Below are 18,202 nucleotides of genomic sequence, written 5' to 3' on the forward strand. Positions count from 1 at the left end.
AGGTGTGCTGAGCTCTCAGGCTTGGATTACTCGCCGGTCAGAACGGCAGGTCGGCCTGGTCCTCCGGGGAAAGGTGCCATTCGTCCGCCGATGGGTTAGGCGACGCGTCGCACCACGCGAACGGGTTCCGTCGGACCTTGAGGCCCGTAGTGTCCTCGCCCCACCAGGAGAGGGCCTCGACGGCCCGCTCCTGGTACTGCCACAGGGCGCTGGCGGCCAGCGTCTCTCGCAGTTGTGGGGCCACGGCCTTCCGGTGACGGTGCAGGTGGGGATCGTCCAACAGTGGAATGCAGGCGGCGAGGGCCGCTTCGTGGACGTGTAGGTCGTAGTCGTCGAAGCAGGCGGAGACGGCAGAGAAGAGCAGCTGGCGGATCTCGCGGGTCCGGACGATCGGAGGGTATTCCTCGGGCGGGAAGCCGAAGCGGCGCATCGTTGCCTCGGCCTGGTCACCGGCGGCGTCGGCCACCGAGTTCAGCCACCCCAGCAGCTCGGCGCGCATCGGCCCAGGGAAGTCGTGGGGCCTCTTGTCGACGGGCAGGGCGGTGCGCGGGTCGTGGAGGATCCCGGCCACGTACAACGTGGCCGGGACCGTCGCGACGTAGAGAGTGTTCTGGTGGTGCACCACGTGGTGCAGGTGGTCCAGGGCCTGGGATCTCGCGCGTTGGTCGTCGTCCAAGAGCGCGACGAGCTGCGCGGGGGTGTCCTCCGCCGTCCCGTAGGCATGCTCCAGGGCACCCCAGTCGGTCTCGGCCAGCACCACGGCGGGCTCGGGCAGGGCTGCCAGGCTCACTGATGCTCCCGCCAGGCCCGGTCCATCGCCGTGGCTGCCGCGTCCTCGGCAAGCTGCTCGATCTCCTCGGGCACCTCGCGCTTGTCGAGGACGAAGAGCCGGCCCCCGACAAGCGTGGTGGTCGGCTTCCAGTCGAGGCGGCGGCCCGCCTCCCGAGCGGCACGCCGGACGTCCTTCAGCCCGCCCATCTCTTCGAGGTCGCTGCTGCTCAGGACGAGCTGCCCGTAGTACCCCTTGTGCTGGGGCTTGAGTGCGGCCCTCATCAGCGATTCCAGGCGGTCGACCAGCTTCTCGTATCGCCGCCGGGCCAGCTCATCCTTCGCAGGCATCTCGTGACTGCTCCCCACCCGCCGTGCGGACCCATGTGTGCCATATATGTGCTGCGAGACCAGAGGCCCTGCCGCCCGCTTGGACGGCAGGGCCTCTGACCTGCTGCTTTGCTGTGCCCCCGGCAGGATTCGAACCTGCGACACCCGCTTTAGGAGAGCGGTGCTCTATCCCCTGAGCTACGGAGGCGAAGGTGACTCGCGACAGTGTAGCGGGTGAGCCCCGGCGGCTGCTGGGGCCGCCGGACGTCGGCCTGGAGGCCCGGGTGGGCCGGGCGGGTCGGGCGGGTCGCACGCCGGGCGGTGAAGGGGTGGTACGGCGACGGGGCTCCCGGGGGCGGCGGAACGGTGGTCGGCCGTCTTTCTCCTCAGCCGTCCACGTGCCCCGATAACGGCGCGATAGGTCCCGCATATCCGGCGCCAGCACAGTGGAGCCCGTTCTCGTTTCGAGGTGTCGAATCAACCCTGAGCCCCAGAGGTGAACGCGATGAGTACGGACCCCAAGTCGGTTGTGCACGGGATTCTGGCCGAGGATCTGGAAGTGGACCCCGCGGAGATCACGGACGGTGCCTCGCTGCGGAACCTGGAGCTGGACTCGCTGGCCGTCGCCGAGCTGATCGTGCGGATCAAGGAGGAGACCGGCGTGGACCTCAGCGGTGACGAGACGCGGATCGCGGATCTCACCGTCGGGGAAGTGGTCCTGCTGGCCGGCTCGGGTCTGGAAGCGGCGTGACCGAGGGGCCCGCCGCCATCACCGGTGTCGGGCTGGTGACGCCGGCCGGTACCGACGCCGACTCGACCTGGGAGGCGATGTGCGCAGCCCGGTCCCTGGAGGGCGGTGACCCCGAGCCGCTGGCCGGTACCGGGGCGTGGCACAGCCTGCGGGTGCCCGCGCTGCGGCCGGGGCAGCTGACCGGGCGCGGGACCGCCCGTACCGATCCGTTCATCCGGTTCGCGCTGGTGGCGGTGGCGGAGGCGCTGGCGCAGTCGGGGCTCGACCCGGACAGCTGGGACGGCAGCCGGGTCGGGGTGGTCGTGGGCAGCGCCTTCGGGGGCGTGACCACGCACGACGAGCAGCACCGGCGGCTGGAGCGGCAGGGGGCGGCCATGGTGTCGCCGTACCTGCACCCCCGGGCCCTGATCAACATGGCGGCCGGGACCATCGGCGCCCGGTACGGGATCACCGGGCCCGGTCACACCGTGGCCGCCGCCTGTGCCTCGGGGGCCTCGGCGTTCGGGCTCGGCAAGACGCTGCTGGACGCCGGTGTCTGCGACACGGTCGTCGTCTGCGGCACGGACGCGGCCGTCACCCCCCTCGTCGTCTCCGGCTTCGCCCGGATGGGCGCGCTGTCCGAACAGAAGGCGACCGACGCCTCCCGGCCGTTCGGCGCCGACCGCGACGGCTTCGTGATGTCGGAGGGTGCCGCCGCCGTCGTCATGGAGAAGCCGGCCAAGGCGCGGGCGCGGGGAGCGGAGGTGCTGGGGCGGCTGCTCGGGCATGCCGACACCTCCGACGCGCATCATCCGACGGCCCCCCGGCCGGACGGTGCGGGCGCCGCGGCCGCCGTGGAGCGGGCGCTGGCGGCGGCGCGGATGTCGGTGCGGGACGTGACCACCGTGAACGCGCACGGCACCTCGACCCCGCAGAACGACCTGACGGAGGCCCGGCTCATCGCCCGCCTCTTCCCGCACGGCCCGTCCGTCACCGCGAACAAGGGCCTGCTGGGCCACACGCTCGGCGCGGCGGGCGCCATCGAGGCCGTACTGACCCTGCGCAGCCTGCGCACCGGCGTGCTGCCGCCGATCGCGCACACCGAGCGGGCCGACCCCGGCCTGCCCGAGCTGGACCTGGTCCTCGGCGGGGTGCGCCGGCACGACGGGAACGTCGCCGTGAGCACCTCCTTCGGGTTCGGCGGCAGCAACTGCGCGCTGGTGCTGGACGCCGGCTGAACGACGCCACGGCGTCCACGGATCCGAGCTTCCCTCCCCTGGAGAGCCCATGACGCAACGCGAAGAAGAGCTGGCCCGTGTCCTCTCCGGGCCCGAGTTCGCCACCATCCGACCGGACGACCTGAGCGTCCTCGACTACAGCCTGCTGACGCTGCGCCGGGCGCGGCTCCTCAACGGCGCCGGTTTCGCGGCGAACTCCCTCTGGCTGGGCCGGGGCGACAGCGCCCGCTTCCCGGAGTTCCTGCGCACCATGGGCTGGATCGGCGCGTACGACCTGTCCCTGCTCAACGTCCTGGTCTCGCACCAGATCGCGGGCGACGCGCTGCTCAGCCACGGCGGTCCGGAGCAACTGGACGCCTGGGCGGGGGAGATCGACGCGATGGAGCGGATGTACTGCTTCGCCGGTTCCGAACTCCTCGCCGGCTCGGACCTGAAGCGGGTGCGGACCACCGCGGTCTACGACCCGCACGATCGGAGCCTGGTGCTGAACACGCCCCGGCCCGCCGACAGCAAGGTGTGGACCGGCAACAGCCTGCACACCGGCGACGTGGCCATGGTGCTGGCCCGGCTGGAGGTCGGCGGGCGCGACGAGGGACACCACTGGCTGCGGGTACCGCTGCGCGAGGCCGGGGCCGTACTGCCCGGCGTGCGCATCGGCCGGGCCGAGCCGAAGGGCGGCGTCACGGCCAACCAGACCGGCGTACTGACCTTCACGGACCACCGGCTGCCGCTGTCCGCGCTGATGAACCGCTGGGCGTCGATCGACGAGGACGGCACCTACCGGTCCCCGCTGCCGCGCCACCGGCGGTTCGAGGAGTGCCTGGCCACCTTCACCCACGAGCGGCTCTTCCCGTCGGTGGGAGCGGCGTACGCGCAACTGCTCGCCTGCGCGATCACCACGCGGTTCGCGGCCGTCAAACAGACCTTCGGCAGGCCGCTGATCGGCCACGAGCACTACCGCATGCGGCTGTCGGCGGCCGTGGGGCGCTCGCTGGCCGCCCGGCACGCCATGACGGCGCTGGCCGAGGTGGCGGTGGCCCGGAGCGCCGAGGGAGCACCGGCCCGCGACCAGGTGCTGCACGCCCTGATCTCGTGCGGCAAGTCCGGCTGCACCGGCGACGCCCGGCACACGCTGGCCGAGACCCGGGAGCTGTGCGGCGGGCTCGGCTACCACGACGCCAACCAGATCGCGCCGCTGCTGCACGACTACGAGATCGCGGTCACCTTCGGCGGTGACAACACCGTCCTCGGCTACCAGGCGACCCGGTTCGCCCTGCGCCACCGCGAGGAGTTCGACCGGGTGCTGGACGAGGCGGTCGCCGGGGCCGGACGGCTGGACGCCGTCCGGGTGCTGCGGGCCGTCTGCGACGTCCTGCTCGACCGGGTGGAGCGGGACGGCGCCGGTGAGGCCAGCGCGCAGTGGAGCCGTGCCGTCCACCAGACGCTGGCGATCGGCCACTGGGCCCGGCAGGCATCGACCCCGCTGTCCGAGCGGCTGCTCGCGCAGTACGCGGCGGTCTGCGTGCTGGAACACGCGCTGGCCGCCCTGCGGGCCGGGATCCTCGACCAGGACGCCCTCCTGGGGTTCGAGGCGGCCCGGCACGAGGCGGCGGGCGCCCCCCTCGACGCCGACGCGCTGCTGCGCGAACTGGCCGTGCCCGAGGGCCTGATCAGCGCCCCGATCGCCCACCCGGACTTCGCGGAACGGCACGCCGCCGCGGCCCATGCCGGCACCGCCGCGGCCCATGCCGGCACCGCCGCGGCCCATGCCGGCACCGTCCCGAGCCCGGGTACCGGACCGAGCCCGGGTACCGGACCGGCCCCGGGCACCGTGCAGGCCCCCGGCACCGTGCAGGCCGGAGTACGCCCGTGAGCGCCGCGCGCGGCGGTCGGGCCGGGGCCGTCGTCACCGGGGTGGGCACCTGTCTGCCGGAGACCGTGGTCGACAACGACGAGGTGTCGCGGCACCTGGACACCGACCACGCCTGGATCCACAGCCGTACCGGCATCGAGCGCCGGCGCCGGGTGTCGCCCGGGACCACCACGGGGGACCTCGCCGTCACCGCCGGGGCCGCCGCGCTGAAGTCCGCCGGACGGGACGACTGCGACCTCGTCCTCCTCGCCACCACCACACCGGACCGGCGCTGCCCCGCCACCGCGCCCCGGGTGGCGTCCCGGCTCGGGCTGCGGGCCGCCGCCGCGTTCGACCTGTCCGCCGTGTGCTCCGGCTTCGTGTACGGGCTGTCCGTGGCCAGCGCGATGATCACCGCGGGCACCTGCGACCGGGCCCTGGTCATCGGCGCGGACGTCTACTCCTCGATCGTGGACCCCGACGACCGGGGCACCGCCGTCGTCTTCGGCGACGGCGCGGGCGCCGTGCTCCTGGAGCGCGGCGACACCGGCGACCCGGGCGCCGTGCTGCACACCGAGCTCGGCAGCGACGGCACCGGCGACGAGCTGATCACCATCCCGCCGGACGGCGCGTACCTCACCATGCGCGGCAGCGACGTCTACACCCGTGCCGTGACCACCATGGCGGAGTCGGCGCGTTCCACCGCCGCGCACGCGGGCTGGGACCTGGCGGACGTGGACGCCTTCGTCGGGCACCAGGCGAACCTCCGCATCCTCACCTCGGTGGCGAAGCGGCTGCGGCTGCCCCCGGAGCGGGTGGTGTCGAACATCGCGGACGTGGCCAACACCGCCGCCGCGTCCATCCCCCTCGCGCTGGCCGACGCGGCCGCGCAGGGCCGTATCGGCTCCGGGGACCGCCTGCTCCTGACCGCCTTCGGCGGCGGGCTGACCTGGGGCTCCGCCGCCGTCGTCTGGTCGGGCGCGGAACCCGTCCAGGACCAGCGGAGCTGACCGGACCGAGCGACGAACCAGGCGCACGAGAGGAAGGGACAACGTGGTGCCGAAGCTGCGGATCGCAGTCGTCGGCGGGGGCATCGGCGGACTCGCCGCCGCCCTCGCCCTGACCCGGAAGGGCCACGAGGTACGCGTCTACGAGCAGGCGCCGGAACTCAGGGAAGCGGGCGTGGGCATGCACCTGGGCCCCAACGGCAGCCGCCTTCTGGAACGCTGGGGCCTCGGCGAGCGGCTGCGCGCCCTCGGTGTACGGCCCGCGGGCATGGAGGTGCGGGACTGGTCGCACGGGGGCACCCTGGTGCGGCAGCCGATGGGCGAGGAATGGCTCGCCGAGTTCGGGGCGCCGTACTACACGATCCACCGGGCCGACCTGCACACCATGCTCGCCGAGTCGCTGCCCTCCGGCACGGTGCGGGCCGGGCACCGGCTCGAACGGTTCACCGAGACCGGGGGCGGGGTCCGGCTGGAGTTCGCCGACGGCTCCACCGCCGGCGCGGACGTCCTGATCGGCGCGGACGGGGCGCACTCCGTGGTGCGCCGCACCCTCGCCGGGCCCGACACCGCCGTCTTCTCCGGCCAGAGCGCCTTCCGCGGCGTCGTCGCCCGCGACCAGGTTCCCGGCCTGCCCGGTGACACGCTCCTGGTGTGGGCGGGACCGGACGCCCGCATGCTGGTCTACCCGGTGCGCGGCGGGCGGTTCCTCACCTTCGTCGCCGTCGTGCCCGACCCGCGGTGGCGCCTGGAGTCCTGGAGCGCCCCGGGCGACCTGGACGAACTGGCCGCCCGCTTCGACGGCTGGAACACCGACGTCAAGTCCCTGGTGGCCGCGGTGCGGGAGTCCCGGCGCTGGGCGCTGTACGACCGTGAGCCGCTGGCCCGCTGGAGCGCGGGCGCCGTCACCCTGCTCGGCGACGCGGCCCACCCGATGCTGCCCCACCACGGCCAGGGCGTCAGCCAGGCCGTCGAGGACGCGGCGGTCCTCGCACACTGCCTGGACGCCCCGACGGGCCCGGACCCCTCGGCCTCCGTATCCGCCGCTTCCGCTCCAGCCGTATCCGCCGCTTCCGCTCCCGCCGCAGCCGCCGCTTCCGTTCCCGCCGCCCGGCGGGCGATCGCGGCCGCGCTGGACGCCTACGAGGGCGTCCGCAGGCCGCACACCACCCGGGTCCAGCTCGGTTCGCGGGGCGGCGGCTCCCAGCGGCTGCGGCCCGACGAGGACGGGACCGAGTCCACGGGCACGATGTCGTCCCTCGTCGAGGACGTGTCCTGGATCCAGCGCCACGACGCCGAGGCCGGCCTCCCACCGCTGCCGCCGCCGTAGCCCGCCGCGACCCCCTGAACCCACCCCCGAGCCCACCCTGCCCGCGCGAGAGAACCAAGGAGAACCCATGTCGAACCACCTCGACCGGCGGCGCCTGATGACCACCGCCCTCGGCGGTGCCGCGGCCGTCGGCCTCGGCGCCGGCGCCGGTCTGCTGGGCGCCGCTCCGGCCGGTGCCGCCGAGCGCCCCGTCACCCCGCACCGCGGCCACGACGACTTCCCCGACGTACCCGGCATGCTCGGCGACCGCCGCGCCAACGAACTCTGGTACATGTTCGACGAGACCACGCTCTACAACGTGGGCCCGGAGCTGGAGCAGGCGTTCACCGACATCGAGACCGCGCTCGGCGACGGCTGGGAGCGGGCCATCTTCGACGCCTGGATGGCCATGGCCGCCACCAGCGACTACCCGAACAACTTCATCGAGTACGTCACCCCCATCAAGGGCCCGCTCCAGGTGCTCTCCAAGGCCCAGCTCGGCGTCTTCGACACCTACTACCGGCCCTACGGCCACGGCATCGTCGGCGCCTTCGCGGACTTCGCCCAGGGCGTGCTCAACGACCCCCGCCGCGAGCGCCCGGTGCACACCATGAACGGCAACCCGCCGCCCGGGTACCACATCTGGTTCATCTTCATGCGGTCGATGATGCTGCTGGACATCAGCAGGCACCGCTGGGAGCGGATGGCCCCGATCAACGCGATGGCGTGGGCGATCCAGACCATCGCCAAGCCCTCCCAGTTCGAGGTCAAGGAGCCGCTGCCGCGCCGGGTCGTGGCCCGGGAGGCCGCCAAGTGGCTGCCGCGCAGCGTGCACCGGCTCGACCGCGACTTCCTGTCCTACCCGCTGCCCGAAGGCATGAGCTGACGGACCCGGCGCCGCGGCGAGGACAACGGCAAGGACAGGAGGAGACATCATGCGTACCGGAATCTGGCTGGTGGGTGCCCGCGGCTCGGTGGCCACCACGACCGTCGTCGGCGCCGCCGCGCTGCGCGCCGGGCTGGTGCCGGCCACCGGCTGTGTGAGCGCGCTCGAGGCCTTCGACGGCGTGCCGCTGCCCGGCTTCGACGAGCTGGTCTTCGGCGGCCACGACGTCGTCGGCACCGGCCTGGTCAAACGGGCCGAGCAGCTCGCCGAGGCGGGCGTCGTGCCCCGCGGCCTGCCGGGTGTGCTGACCGCGGAACTCGACGCGGCCGACGCCGAGATCAGACCCGCGCCGCCGGGCACGGAGGAGGGCGGCGACGGCACCCCGGACCAGGCGTCGGCCGCCGGGGCGATCGTCGCCGACCTCACCGGCTTCCGGGAGCGCCTCGGTCTGGACCGGGTCGTCGTCGTGAACGTCTCCTCCACCCAGCCGCCGGCCGTGCCGCACCCGGCGCACGCCTCGGCGGCGGCCCTGCGCGAGGCGCTGGCGCGGGGCGAACGGCCGCTGCCCGTCAGCTCCCTGTACGCCTACGCGGCGCTGCGGGCCGGCTGCGCCTTCGTCGACTTCACCCCGTCGACGGGAGCGCGCCTGCCCGCGCTGGACGAACTCGCCCGGGAACAGGGCCTGCCCTACGCCGGCAGCGACGGCAAGACCGGCGAGACCCTGGTCAAGTCGGTGCTCGCGCCGATGTTCGCGCGCCGGGCGCTGCGGGTGCGCTCCTGGTCCGGCACCAACCTGCTGGGCGGCGGCGACGGGGCCACCCTCGCCGACCCGGAGCGGGTGGTCAGCAAGAACGCCTCCAAGGGCCTGGTGCTGGAGGCGGAGCTGGGCCACGCCGTCGAGGGCGGCGTGCACATCCACCACGTTCCCGACCTCGGGGAGTGGAAGACCGCCTGGGACCACGTGACGTTCGAGGGGTTCCTGGGGGCCCGGATGACCCTTCAGTTCACGTGGCAGGGCTGCGACTCCTCGCTGGCCGCGCCGCTCGTGCTGGACCTGGCCCGGTTCATGGCCCTCGCGCACCACGCAGGCGTCGCCGGGCCGGTGCCGGAGCTGGGCTTCTTCTTCAAGGATCCGGTGGGCTCCGCCGAGCACGACCTGGCCGCGCAGTACGCGAGCCTGGCCGGCTGGGCGCGCTCGGTGGGGGCGCCCGCGTGAGTGCGCTGCCGCGGGTGCACGACCTGGCCCGCCTGGTCCGGGCCCCGGCCGCGCTGTCGGTGCCCGGGGACGTCCTCGCCGGAGCGGCGGCGGCCCGGCGGCCGCTCGGCCCCGGACTGCTCGGCATGACGGCCTCGTCGGTCTGCCTGTACTGGGCGGGGATGGCGCTCAACGACTACGCGGACCGCGACCTCGACGCGGTGGAGCGGCCCGAACGCCCGGTGCCCTCCGGGGCGGTGAGCCCGGCCGCGGCCCGCGCGGTCGGCTGCGGGCTCACCGCGGCCGGGCTCGGCCTCGCGGCACTGTCCCGCGGCCGCCGGGGCCTGGCCACGGCGCTGCCCCTGGCCGGTGTCGTCTGGGCGTACGACCTCGTGCTCAAGCCCACCCCGGCCGGTGCGGCCGCGATGGCCGCGGCCCGCGCGCTGAACGTCCTGGGCGGCGCGGGACCGGGCGGACTGCGCCGGGCGCTGCCGGCGGCGGCCACCGTCGCCCTGCACACCGGCATGGTCACCCGGCTGAGCCGGTACGAGGTGAGCGGTGCGCCCCGCGCGGTGCCCCGGCAGTCGCTCGCCGTCGGCGGGGCGGTCGGAGCCGCCGTACTGCTGCGCGGCCGCCGCCGGCCGGCCCGGGACCGGGTCCTGGCCGCGGGCCTGACGGCCGTGTACGCGTACGGGGGTGCGGCGGCGCAGCTCGCGGCCGCGCGGAGTCCGGCCGCGCCGCAGGTGCGGCGGGCGGTGGCGGCCGGCATCCACGCGCTGATCCCGCTCCAGGCGGCGCTGACCGCGACCGCCGGACGCGGCGCCGCCGGCGCCGCGCTGGCCTGCGCCCTCCCGTGGGCCCGACGACTGGGCAGAAAGGTGTCCCCCACATGAGCGCCGGTACGAGATTCGGGTACGGCACCAACGGCTTCGGCGACCATCCGCTGGAGGACGCCCTGGCCGTCCTCGCGGATCTGGGCTACGAGGGCGTCGGACTCACCCTGGACCCGCGGCACCTCGACCCGTTCGCCGACGACCTGCCGCACCGGCTGCGGCGGCTCGCGGCGCGGCTGGACCGGCTGGGGCTGGCCGTCGTCGTCGAGACCGGCGGGCGGTACGTGCTCGACCCCTGGCGCAAGCACCAGCCGGTGCTGATGTCCGCCGAGGGCGCCGGGCGCCGGGTCGACCTGCTGCTGCGGGCCGTGCGGATCGCCGCCGACCTCGGCGCGGAGGCCGTGTCCTTCTGGAGCGGCGCCGCCCCCGCGGACACGCCCCGGCAGGTGGTCTGGGACCGGCTGCTGGCCGGCTGCGGCACCGTCGTCGAGGCCGCCGCGCGGGCCGGGGTCGTGCTGGGCTTCGAACCGGAGCCCGGCATGTTCGTGGACACCCTGGACGCCTACGACGAACTGTGCCGCAGGCTCGGCGGCCCGCACCCGCTGGGGCTGACCCTGGACATCGGGCACTGCCGCTGCCTGGAGCCGCAGCCGGTCGCCGACTGCGTACGGCGGGTCGCCGACCGGCTGGTCAACGTGCAGATCGAGGACATGCGCCGGGGCACCCACGAGCACCTGGAGTTCGGCAGCGGGGAGATCGACTTCCCGCCCGTGCTGTCCGCGCTGGCCGCCACCGGCTACCGCGGACTGGTCTCGGTGGAGCTGCCCCGGCACAGCCACGCCGCCCCCGAGGTGGCCCGCCGGTCCCTGGACTTCCTGCGCGCGGCCGACGCCGGCGCCCGCCCCGCGACCCGGGGAGCGGCCGCGTGAACCCCGGCGGCGACGGACCCCGGTCCCTGCCGGACGCCCTCGCCGGCGCCCTGGACCGCGCGCTCGCCCCGGACGCCGCCGCGTGGCTGGAGCAGGCGTGCGCGGCGGTGCGGTGCGAGCCGGGCGAGGTCGAGGGGACGTTCGCGGTCGCCGCCCGGCGGTGCGGTCGGGGCGCGCTCGACGCCGGCGCGGGTGCGGATGCGGGTACGGGGCTGGGCGCGGGGTGGAGCGTCGACGACGCCGCGCGCGTGCTGCTGCTCGCCGCGCTTCCGGTGCGCGGTGCCGCGCTGGCGGCCGTTGTCTCCCGGCTGTACCGGGTCGGGGGCGGGCCCGAACGGCGGGCCGTCCTGCGGTCGCTGTCGCTGCTGGAGGCCGCGGGCGACCTCGGGGACCTGGGGCTGCCGCTGGTCGAGGACGCGCTGCGGTGCAACGACCCGAGGCTGATCGCCGCCGCCGTCGGCCCGTACGGCGCCCTCCGGCTCGGTGCGCACGCCTTCCGGCAGGCCGTCCTCAAATGCGTGTTCGTCGGCGTCCCGCTGGACCTGGTGGCCGCGCTGGACGCACGTGCCGACGCGGAACTGGACCGGATGATGGCCGACTTCGCCGCCGAGCGGCGCGCCGCGGGACGGGCACTCCCGCCCGACGTCGCCGCCTACCTGCACACCCACCGCGTATCCACGGAGGCCACGGCGTGACGCGCATCTTCGACCCGCACATCCACATGACGTCCCGCACCACCGACGACTACGAGGCGATGGCCGCCGCCGGGGTCCGCGCGCTGGTCGAACCCGCCTTCTGGCTGGGCCAGCCGCGCACCGGCGTCAGCTCGTTCACCGACTACTTCGACGCGCTGCTCGGCTGGGAGCCCTACCGGGCCGAGCAGTTCGGCATCCGCCACCACTGCGCGCTCGCCCTGAACCCCAAGGAGGCCAACGACCCCCGGCTGGCCGGGGTGCTCGACGTCCTGCCCGACTACCTGGTCCGGGACCGGGTGGTGGCGGTCGGCGAGGTCGGCTACGACGCGATGACGCCGCAGGAGGACAAGGCGTTCACCGTGCAGCTCGAACTCGCCGTGCGGCACGCCCTGCCCGTCCTGGTGCACACCCCGCACCGCGACAAGGCCAACGGCACCCGCCGCACCCTGGACGTGGTCCGCGAGTCCGGCATCGACCCGGGCCTGGTCGTCGTCGACCACCTCAACGAGGTGACCGTGCGCGCCGTCGCGGACAGCGGCTGCTGGATGGGTTTCTCGATCTACCCCGACACCAAGATGAGCGAGGACCGCATGGTCGCGCTGCTGCGCGAGTACGGCACCGCGCGGATCCTCGTCAACTCCGCCGCCGACTGGGGCCGCAGCGACCCGCTGAAGACCCGCCGCACCGCCGACGCCATGCGCGCCGCCGGCTTCGGCGAGGACGACGTCGACCAGGTGCTGTGGCGCAATCCGGTCGCCTTCTACGGGCAGAGCGGGCGCCTCGAACTCGACGGCCCCGAGGGCGCCGAAGCCTCCGGCGTCCGCGCGGAGTTCGAGGGCAGCTCGATCCGCCGCGGGGAGAGGTGACGGGCCGTGCGCCTGCGGCACCGCGACGGCACCACCGTCCACCTGGCCTACTGCACCAACGTCCACGCGGCCGAGGACCTCGACGGCGTCCTGGCCCAGCTGGCCCGCTACGGGGAGCCGGTGCGCGAACGGCTCGGCGCCGACCGGATCGGCCTCGGACTGTGGCTGGCGGCACCGGTCGTGACGGCCCTGGCCGCGGACCGGTCCGCGCTCGACCTGCTCCGCAAGGAACTGGACCTGCGCGGCATCGAGGTCGTCACCCTCAACGCCTTCCCCTACGCGGGCTTCCACGCCCCGACCGTCAAGAAGGCCGTCTACCGGCCCGACTGGACCGAGCGGCCCCGCCTCGACCACACCCTGGCCTGCGCCCGCGTCCTGGCCGAGCTGCTGCCGCCGGACGCCGCCCGCGGCTCCGTCTCCACGCTGCCACTGGCCTGGCGCACACCCTGGACCCCGCGCCGGGACGACCTCGCCCGGCGCCACCTCGACCTGCTCTCCCAGGGGCTGGCGGCGCTCAACGCGGACACCGGGCGCACCGTGCGCGTCGGGTTCGAACCCGAGCCCGGGTGCCTGATCGAGACGACCGGCCAGGCGGTGGCACGGCTCGCCGGCGCGGACCCCGAACGGCTCGGCGTCTGCGTCGACACCTGCCACCTCGCCGTCGCCTTCGAGGAGCCGGGGCCCGCGCTGACCCGGCTGGCCGCCGCGCTGCCCGTCGTCAAGACCCAGGCGTCCTGCGCGGTGCACGCCGACCGGCCGGCCGACCCGGCCGCCCGCGCCGCGCTGGCCGCCTTCGCCGAGCGGCGGTTCCTGCACCAGACGCGGCAGGCCGCGCCGGGCGGCCCGTCGGCCGTCGACGACCTGCCCGAGGCGCTTGGGGGCGCGCTGAACGGCGACGCGGCCTGGCGGATCCACTACCACGTGCCCGTCCAGCGCGACCTGCCGCCGCCCCTGCGCAGCACCCGCCCCGAACTGGTCGCCGCGCTGACCACCCTGCTCGGCGGGCCGACCGCGCTCACCGACCACGTGGAGGTCGAGACCTACACCTGGCCGGTGCTGCCCGGCGCACCCGACGGCGGCGGCCTCGTCGACGGCATCGCCGGTGAACTCGCCTGGACCCGCTCCGCCCTGACCGCCCTCGGCCTGACGGAGGAGAGCACCCCGTGAAGCGCCTGCTCGTGCTGGACGTCGTGGGGCTCACCCCGCGCCTGCTGGCCCACATGCCCCGCCTCTCGGCGCTGCGCGACGCCGGCACCGGCGCCCGCCTGGACACCGTGCTGCCCGCCGTGACCTGCTCGGTGCAGTCCACGCTGCTGACCGGCCGGCCGCCCGCGGAGCACGGCGTCGTCGGCAACGGCTGGTACTTCCGCGACCTGGGCGAGGTACTGCTGTGGCGGCAGCACAACCGGCTCGTCGGCGGCGAGAAGGTGTGGCAGGCGGCCCGCGCGCTGCACCCCGGCTACACCGTCGCCAACGTCTGCTGGTGGTACGCCATGGGCGCCGACGTCGACTGGACGGTGACGCCCCGGCCGGTCTACTACGCCGACGGCCGCAAGGAGCCCGACTGCTACACCCACCCGGCCTCCCTGCACGACGAGCTGACCGGCCGCCTCGGGCCCTTTCCGCTCTTCCACTACTGGGGGCCCACCGCGGACCTCGCCTCCTCCCGCTGGATCGTCGACGCGGCCCGCCATCTGCACCGCGCCCACAAGCCCGACCTGAACCTCGTCTACGTGCCGCACCTCGACTACGACCTCCAGCGCTTCGGCCCGGACAGCCGCCGGGCCCGCCGGGCCGCCGCCGAACTGGACCGCACCCTGGCACCGCTGCTCGACGAGGCCCGCCGCGACGGCGTCACAGTCGTGGTGCTGAGCGAGTACGGCATCACCCCGGTCAGCAGGCCCGTCGACATCAACCGGGCGCTGCGCCGGGCCGGGCTGCTGGCCGTGCACACCCAGGACGGCATGGAGTACCTGGACCCCTGGACGTCGAGGGCCTTCGCCGTCGCCGACCACCAGGTCGCCCACGTCTACGTGCGCGACGCCGCCGACCTGCCGCGCGTCGAGGAACTGCTGCACGGCCTGGACGGCGTCGCCGAGGTGCTCGGCGAGGCCGGGAAGAAGGAACACGGCCTCGACCACGAGCGGGCCGGTGAACTCGTCGCCGTCGCCCGGCCCGAGGCCTGGTTCACCTACTACTACTGGCTGGACGACGCCCGCGCCCCGGACTTCGCCCGCACCGTCGAGATCCACCGCAAGCCCGGCTACGACCCGGCCGAGCTGGGCTTCGACCACCACGCCCCGGCGAAGGCCCGGCTCCGCGCGGCGGCGGCGCTGGCCCGCAAGAAGCTCGGGCTGCGCTACACCATGAACGTCGTCCCCCTGGACGGCTCCCGGGTCCGCGGCAGCCACGGACGCCTGCCCGGCCGCCCCGAGGACGCGCCGGTGCTGCTGGTCTCCGACCCGGACGCGCCGCTGGGGGAGTTGGTCGCCGCGACGGAGGTCAAGGAACTGCTGCTCTCCCTGGCCGGGATCTCTCCCCATGCTCACTCGATACGCGGCCGATAACGACGGCCCATAGCGTCCCGAGTACACACAAAACGACGGTGGACGGAGGCTCTGCCCATGGCTGCGAATGCCGCGGGACCGGCGTCGCGCTACGACGTGACGCTGGATCAGTCGGATGCGGAACTCGTCGAGGAGATCGCCTGGAAACTCGCCACGCAGGCGACCGGGCGGCCCGACGACGCCGAATGGGTCGAGGCGGCCAGGAACGCCTGGCACGCCTGGCCGGCGACCCTGCGCCGGGACCTCGCCGGATTCCGCCGGGACTCGGGACCGGACGGCGCGATCGTGCTGCGCGGTCTGCCCGTCGACTCCATGGGGCTGCCGCCGACCCCGCGGGTCAACGGCTCCGTGCAGCGCGAGGCCTCGCTGGGCGCCGCCGTGCTGCTGATGACCGCCTGCGGGCTCGGCGACCCCGGCGCGTTCCTGCCGGAGAAGAACGGCGCCCTCGTACAGGACGTCGTCCCCGTGCCGGGCATGGAGGAGTTCCAGGGCAACGCCGGTTCGACCCTGCTGACGTTCCACAACGAGAACGCCTTCCACGAGCACCGCCCCGACTTCGTGATGCTGCTGTGCCTGCGCGCCGACCCCACGGGCCGGGCGGGCCTGCGCACCGCGTGCGTGCGGCGGGTGCTGCCGCTGCTGTCCGACTCCACCGTGGACGCCCTGTGGGCACCGGAGTTCCGCACCGCGCCGCCGCCCTCCTTCCAGCTGAGCGGCCCCGAGGAGGCACCCGCACCGGTACTCCTCGGCGACCGTTCGGACCCCGACCTGCGGGTGGACCTGGCGGCCACCGAGCCGGTGACCGAGCGGGCCGCCGAGGCCCTGCGCGAACTCCAGGCCCACTTCGACGCCACCGCCGTCACCCACCGCCTCCTGCCCGGGGAGCTGGCGATCGTGGACAACCGCGTCACCGTGCACGGCCGCACCGAGTTCACCCCCCGCTACGACGGCACCGACCGCTGGCTCCAGCGCACCTTCGTGCTCACCGACCTGCGCCGCTCGCGCGCGATGCGGCCGGCCGACGGCTACGTGCTCGGAGCGGCCCCGCAGCCCGCCTGACCGGCCAAGCCCCCGCAGTGAGACATGAGTAGGAGTGCGATGACGAGCACGCAGACCAGGGAGCGACCGCCCGCCCGGAAGACCGGCGCGAAGAACGCGCCGGAGCCCGGACCGCCCGCCCCGCCGGTCCGCAAGGTCGGGCTGCGCTCCCTGTTCCCCTATCTCCAGGGCTACTGGCCGACGCTGGGGATCGTCGCGGTGCTCTCCCTGGTGGTCACCCTGCTGACCCTCAGCCAGCCGGTGCTGACCCGGGACGTACTGGCCGACATCGAGGCGGACAGGCCGGTGGGGCGGCTGGTGGCCCTGCTCATCGGCGTCCTCGTGGTGGTGGCCGTGCTCGGCGGGGTCCGCGACTACCTGCTCCAGCGGGCCGCCGAAGGGCTCGTGCTGACCGCCCGCCGCCGGCTGGTGGCCCGGCTGCTGCGGCTGCCCATCACCGAGTACGACCAGCGCCGCACCGGCGACATGCTCTCCCGGGTCGGCGCCGACACCACCATGCTGCGCGCGGTGGTCACCTCCGGCCTCTTCGACACCGTGACCAACGTCGTCATGGTCGGCGGCTCCGCGCTCATGATGTGCCTGATCGACCCCACCCTGTTCGCGGCCACCGCCCTCGGCCTCGGACTCGGCGTCCTCGCCGTCGTCGGGCTCTCCCGGCGGGTGCGGGGCGCCTCCCGCGACGCCCAGGACCGGATCGGCGAGATGACCTCCGCCGTCGAGCGCGCCATCTCCGCCGTGCGCACCATCCGCGCCAGCGGCGCCGAGGAACGCGAGGGCAGGGCCGTCGACGGGTACGCGCAGCAGGCCTACCACGCCGGGATGCGCATCGCCCGGCTCCAGGCGATGATCAACCCGATCACCTCGACCACCATCCAGGTGGCGTTCCTCGTCGTCCTCGGCCTCGGCGGCGCCCGGGTGGCCAGCGGCGCCATCCAGGTCGGCGACATGGTCGCCTTCGTGCTCTTCCTGTTCATGCTGTGGTTCCCGCTCGGCCGCGCGCTGACCGCCTACTCCCGGCTCCAGTCCGGGCTGGGCGCCCTCCAGCGCATCGAGGAGATGGTGGACCTGCCGCAGGAGACCGACGCCGTCGCGGGACCGCTCACGGTGCGCGAACGCACCCGGCCCGGGACCGAGCCCGCCGACGCGGAACCGCGGCCGCCCGCGATCGAGTTCGAGGGCGTCAGCTTCGGCTACGGCGACGGCGAGACGGTCCTGCGGGACGTCTCCCTCGCCGTCCCCCGCGGCACCCGCACCGCGCTCGTCGGCCCCTCCGGAGCGGGCAAGTCCACCCTCCTGTCGCTGGTGGAACGGTTCTACGACGTCACCTCCGGCACCGTCCGGGTCGGCGGCACCGACGTACGCGACCTGCCCCGCCGCGAACTGCGCGGACGCCTCGGCTACGTCGAGCAGTCGGCGCCGGTCCTCGCCGGCACCGTCCGCGACAACCTCTCCCTCGCCGCGCCCGACGCCACCGACGACGACATGCGGGAGGTGCTGCGCTCGGTCAACCTCATGGGCGTGATCGAGCGGGCGCCGCAGGGCCTGGACACCGAGGTCGGCGAGGGCGGCGTCCTGCTGTCCGGCGGCGAACGGCAGCGCCTGGCGCTGGCCCGCACCTTCCTGGCCGCGCCGCCGATCATGCTGCTCGACGAGGCGACCAGCAACCTCGACGCCCGCAACGAGGCCCTGATGCGGGAGGCCATCGGCACCGTCACCGCCGACCGGACGCTGCTCGTGGTCGCCCACCGGCTGTCCACCGTCGTGGACAGCGACCAGATCGTCGTCCTGGAGCACGGCCGGGTCGTCGCCGCGGGCCGGCACGAGGAACTCACCGGCACCAGCCCCCTCTACCGGGAGCTGGCCAGCCACCAACTGCTCATCCAGTAGACCGCCTTCCCCCCCCCACACGAAGGGGCCTCCCGGCGCACTTCACCGGGAGGC

General features: G+C 74.6%; 17 protein-coding genes and 1 tRNA gene. 15 read left to right on the forward strand and 3 right to left on the reverse strand.

Translation table 11 applies throughout. From position 1 onward, the window contains the following. Positions 1–37 precede the first annotated feature (37 nt). The 3 genes from R2E43_RS21915 to R2E43_RS21925 all read right to left on the reverse strand — a co-directional run bounded on the left by R2E43_RS21915 (position 38) and on the right by R2E43_RS21925 (position 1,306). On the reverse strand, positions 38–790 hold the full coding sequence (locus R2E43_RS21915) for a hypothetical protein (RefSeq protein WP_037897949.1): 753 nt from the start codon (positions 788–790) through the stop codon (positions 38–40). Further along, complete coding sequence (locus R2E43_RS21920; protein WP_332056494.1) at positions 787–1,119, reverse strand: hypothetical protein; 333 nt, start codon at positions 1,117–1,119, stop codon at positions 787–789. Before R2E43_RS21920 ends, R2E43_RS21915 begins: the two co-directional genes overlap by 4 nt. A 114-nt stretch (positions 1,120–1,233) precedes the next feature. After that, positions 1,234–1,306, reverse strand: a tRNA-Arg gene (locus tag R2E43_RS21925). A gap of 297 nt (positions 1,307–1,603) precedes the next feature. Between R2E43_RS21925 and R2E43_RS21930 the strand changes: the two genes are divergently transcribed. From R2E43_RS21930 to R2E43_RS22000, 15 genes are all read left to right on the forward strand, one after another. Continuing rightward, positions 1,604–1,849, forward strand: a complete 246-nt coding sequence (locus tag R2E43_RS21930) for an acyl carrier protein (protein ID WP_011028857.1) — start codon at positions 1,604–1,606, stop codon at positions 1,847–1,849. Further along, complete coding sequence (locus R2E43_RS21935; RefSeq protein WP_003975565.1) at positions 1,846–3,066, forward strand: beta-ketoacyl-[acyl-carrier-protein] synthase family protein; 1,221 nt, start codon at positions 1,846–1,848, stop codon at positions 3,064–3,066. The genes R2E43_RS21930 and R2E43_RS21935 overlap by 4 nt, the downstream gene beginning before the upstream one ends. Before the next feature lie 49 nt (positions 3,067–3,115). Then, positions 3,116–4,939 (forward strand): acyl-CoA dehydrogenase family protein, encoded by a 1,824-nt coding sequence (locus tag R2E43_RS21940; protein WP_332056495.1) that lies wholly within the window; start codon positions 3,116–3,118, stop codon positions 4,937–4,939. Then, positions 4,936–5,928, forward strand: a complete 993-nt coding sequence (locus R2E43_RS21945) for a beta-ketoacyl-ACP synthase III (RefSeq protein ID WP_003975567.1) — start codon at positions 4,936–4,938, stop codon at positions 5,926–5,928. Before R2E43_RS21940 ends, R2E43_RS21945 begins: the two co-directional genes overlap by 4 nt. A 43-nt stretch (positions 5,929–5,971) precedes the next feature. Beyond that, positions 5,972–7,252, forward strand: a complete 1,281-nt coding sequence (locus R2E43_RS21950; protein WP_016326492.1) for an FAD-dependent monooxygenase — start codon at positions 5,972–5,974, stop codon at positions 7,250–7,252. A 67-nt stretch (positions 7,253–7,319) separates the two neighbouring features. Then, positions 7,320–8,117 (forward strand): hypothetical protein, encoded by a 798-nt coding sequence (locus R2E43_RS21955; protein ID WP_003975569.1) that lies wholly within the window; start codon positions 7,320–7,322, stop codon positions 8,115–8,117. Positions 8,118–8,166: 49 nt separating this feature from the next. Beyond that, positions 8,167–9,333: an inositol-3-phosphate synthase gene (locus R2E43_RS21960; protein WP_332056496.1), complete on the forward strand. Its 1,167-nt coding sequence runs from the start codon at positions 8,167–8,169 to the stop codon at positions 9,331–9,333. Then, positions 9,330–10,205 (forward strand): SCO3242 family prenyltransferase, encoded by an 876-nt coding sequence (locus R2E43_RS21965; protein WP_011028852.1) that lies wholly within the window; start codon positions 9,330–9,332, stop codon positions 10,203–10,205. The genes R2E43_RS21960 and R2E43_RS21965 overlap by 4 nt, the downstream gene beginning before the upstream one ends. Continuing rightward, entirely contained in the window at positions 10,202–11,074 is an 873-nt protein-coding gene (locus tag R2E43_RS21970) for a sugar phosphate isomerase/epimerase family protein (protein WP_011028851.1), read from the forward strand. The genes R2E43_RS21965 and R2E43_RS21970 overlap by 4 nt, the downstream gene beginning before the upstream one ends. Beyond that, positions 11,071–11,769, forward strand: coding sequence for an EboA domain-containing protein (locus R2E43_RS21975; protein ID WP_030871213.1), 699 nt, complete (start codon positions 11,071–11,073; stop codon positions 11,767–11,769). Before R2E43_RS21970 ends, R2E43_RS21975 begins: the two co-directional genes overlap by 4 nt. Beyond that, positions 11,766–12,635, forward strand: a complete 870-nt coding sequence (locus R2E43_RS21980) for a TatD family hydrolase (protein WP_011028849.1) — start codon at positions 11,766–11,768, stop codon at positions 12,633–12,635. The genes R2E43_RS21975 and R2E43_RS21980 overlap by 4 nt, the downstream gene beginning before the upstream one ends. A gap of 6 nt (positions 12,636–12,641) precedes the next feature. Further along, complete coding sequence (eboE, locus tag R2E43_RS21985) at positions 12,642–13,802, forward strand: metabolite traffic protein EboE (protein WP_011028848.1); 1,161 nt, start codon at positions 12,642–12,644, stop codon at positions 13,800–13,802. Next, complete coding sequence (locus R2E43_RS21990) at positions 13,799–15,202, forward strand: alkaline phosphatase family protein (protein ID WP_030871209.1); 1,404 nt, start codon at positions 13,799–13,801, stop codon at positions 15,200–15,202. The genes eboE and R2E43_RS21990 overlap by 4 nt, the downstream gene beginning before the upstream one ends. A gap of 57 nt (positions 15,203–15,259) precedes the next feature. Then, positions 15,260–16,261, forward strand: a complete 1,002-nt coding sequence (asnO, locus tag R2E43_RS21995; RefSeq protein ID WP_003975576.1) for an L-asparagine oxygenase — start codon at positions 15,260–15,262, stop codon at positions 16,259–16,261. Between the two features lie 39 nt (positions 16,262–16,300). Then, positions 16,301–18,148: an ABC transporter ATP-binding protein gene (locus R2E43_RS22000; RefSeq protein ID WP_093456359.1), complete on the forward strand. Its 1,848-nt coding sequence runs from the start codon at positions 16,301–16,303 to the stop codon at positions 18,146–18,148. Positions 18,149–18,202 lie beyond the last annotated feature (54 nt).

The sequence above is a fragment of the Streptomyces violaceoruber genome, assembly GCF_033406955.1.
GTDB classification, from domain to species: Bacteria; Actinomycetota; Actinomycetes; order Streptomycetales; family Streptomycetaceae; genus Streptomyces; species Streptomyces violaceoruber.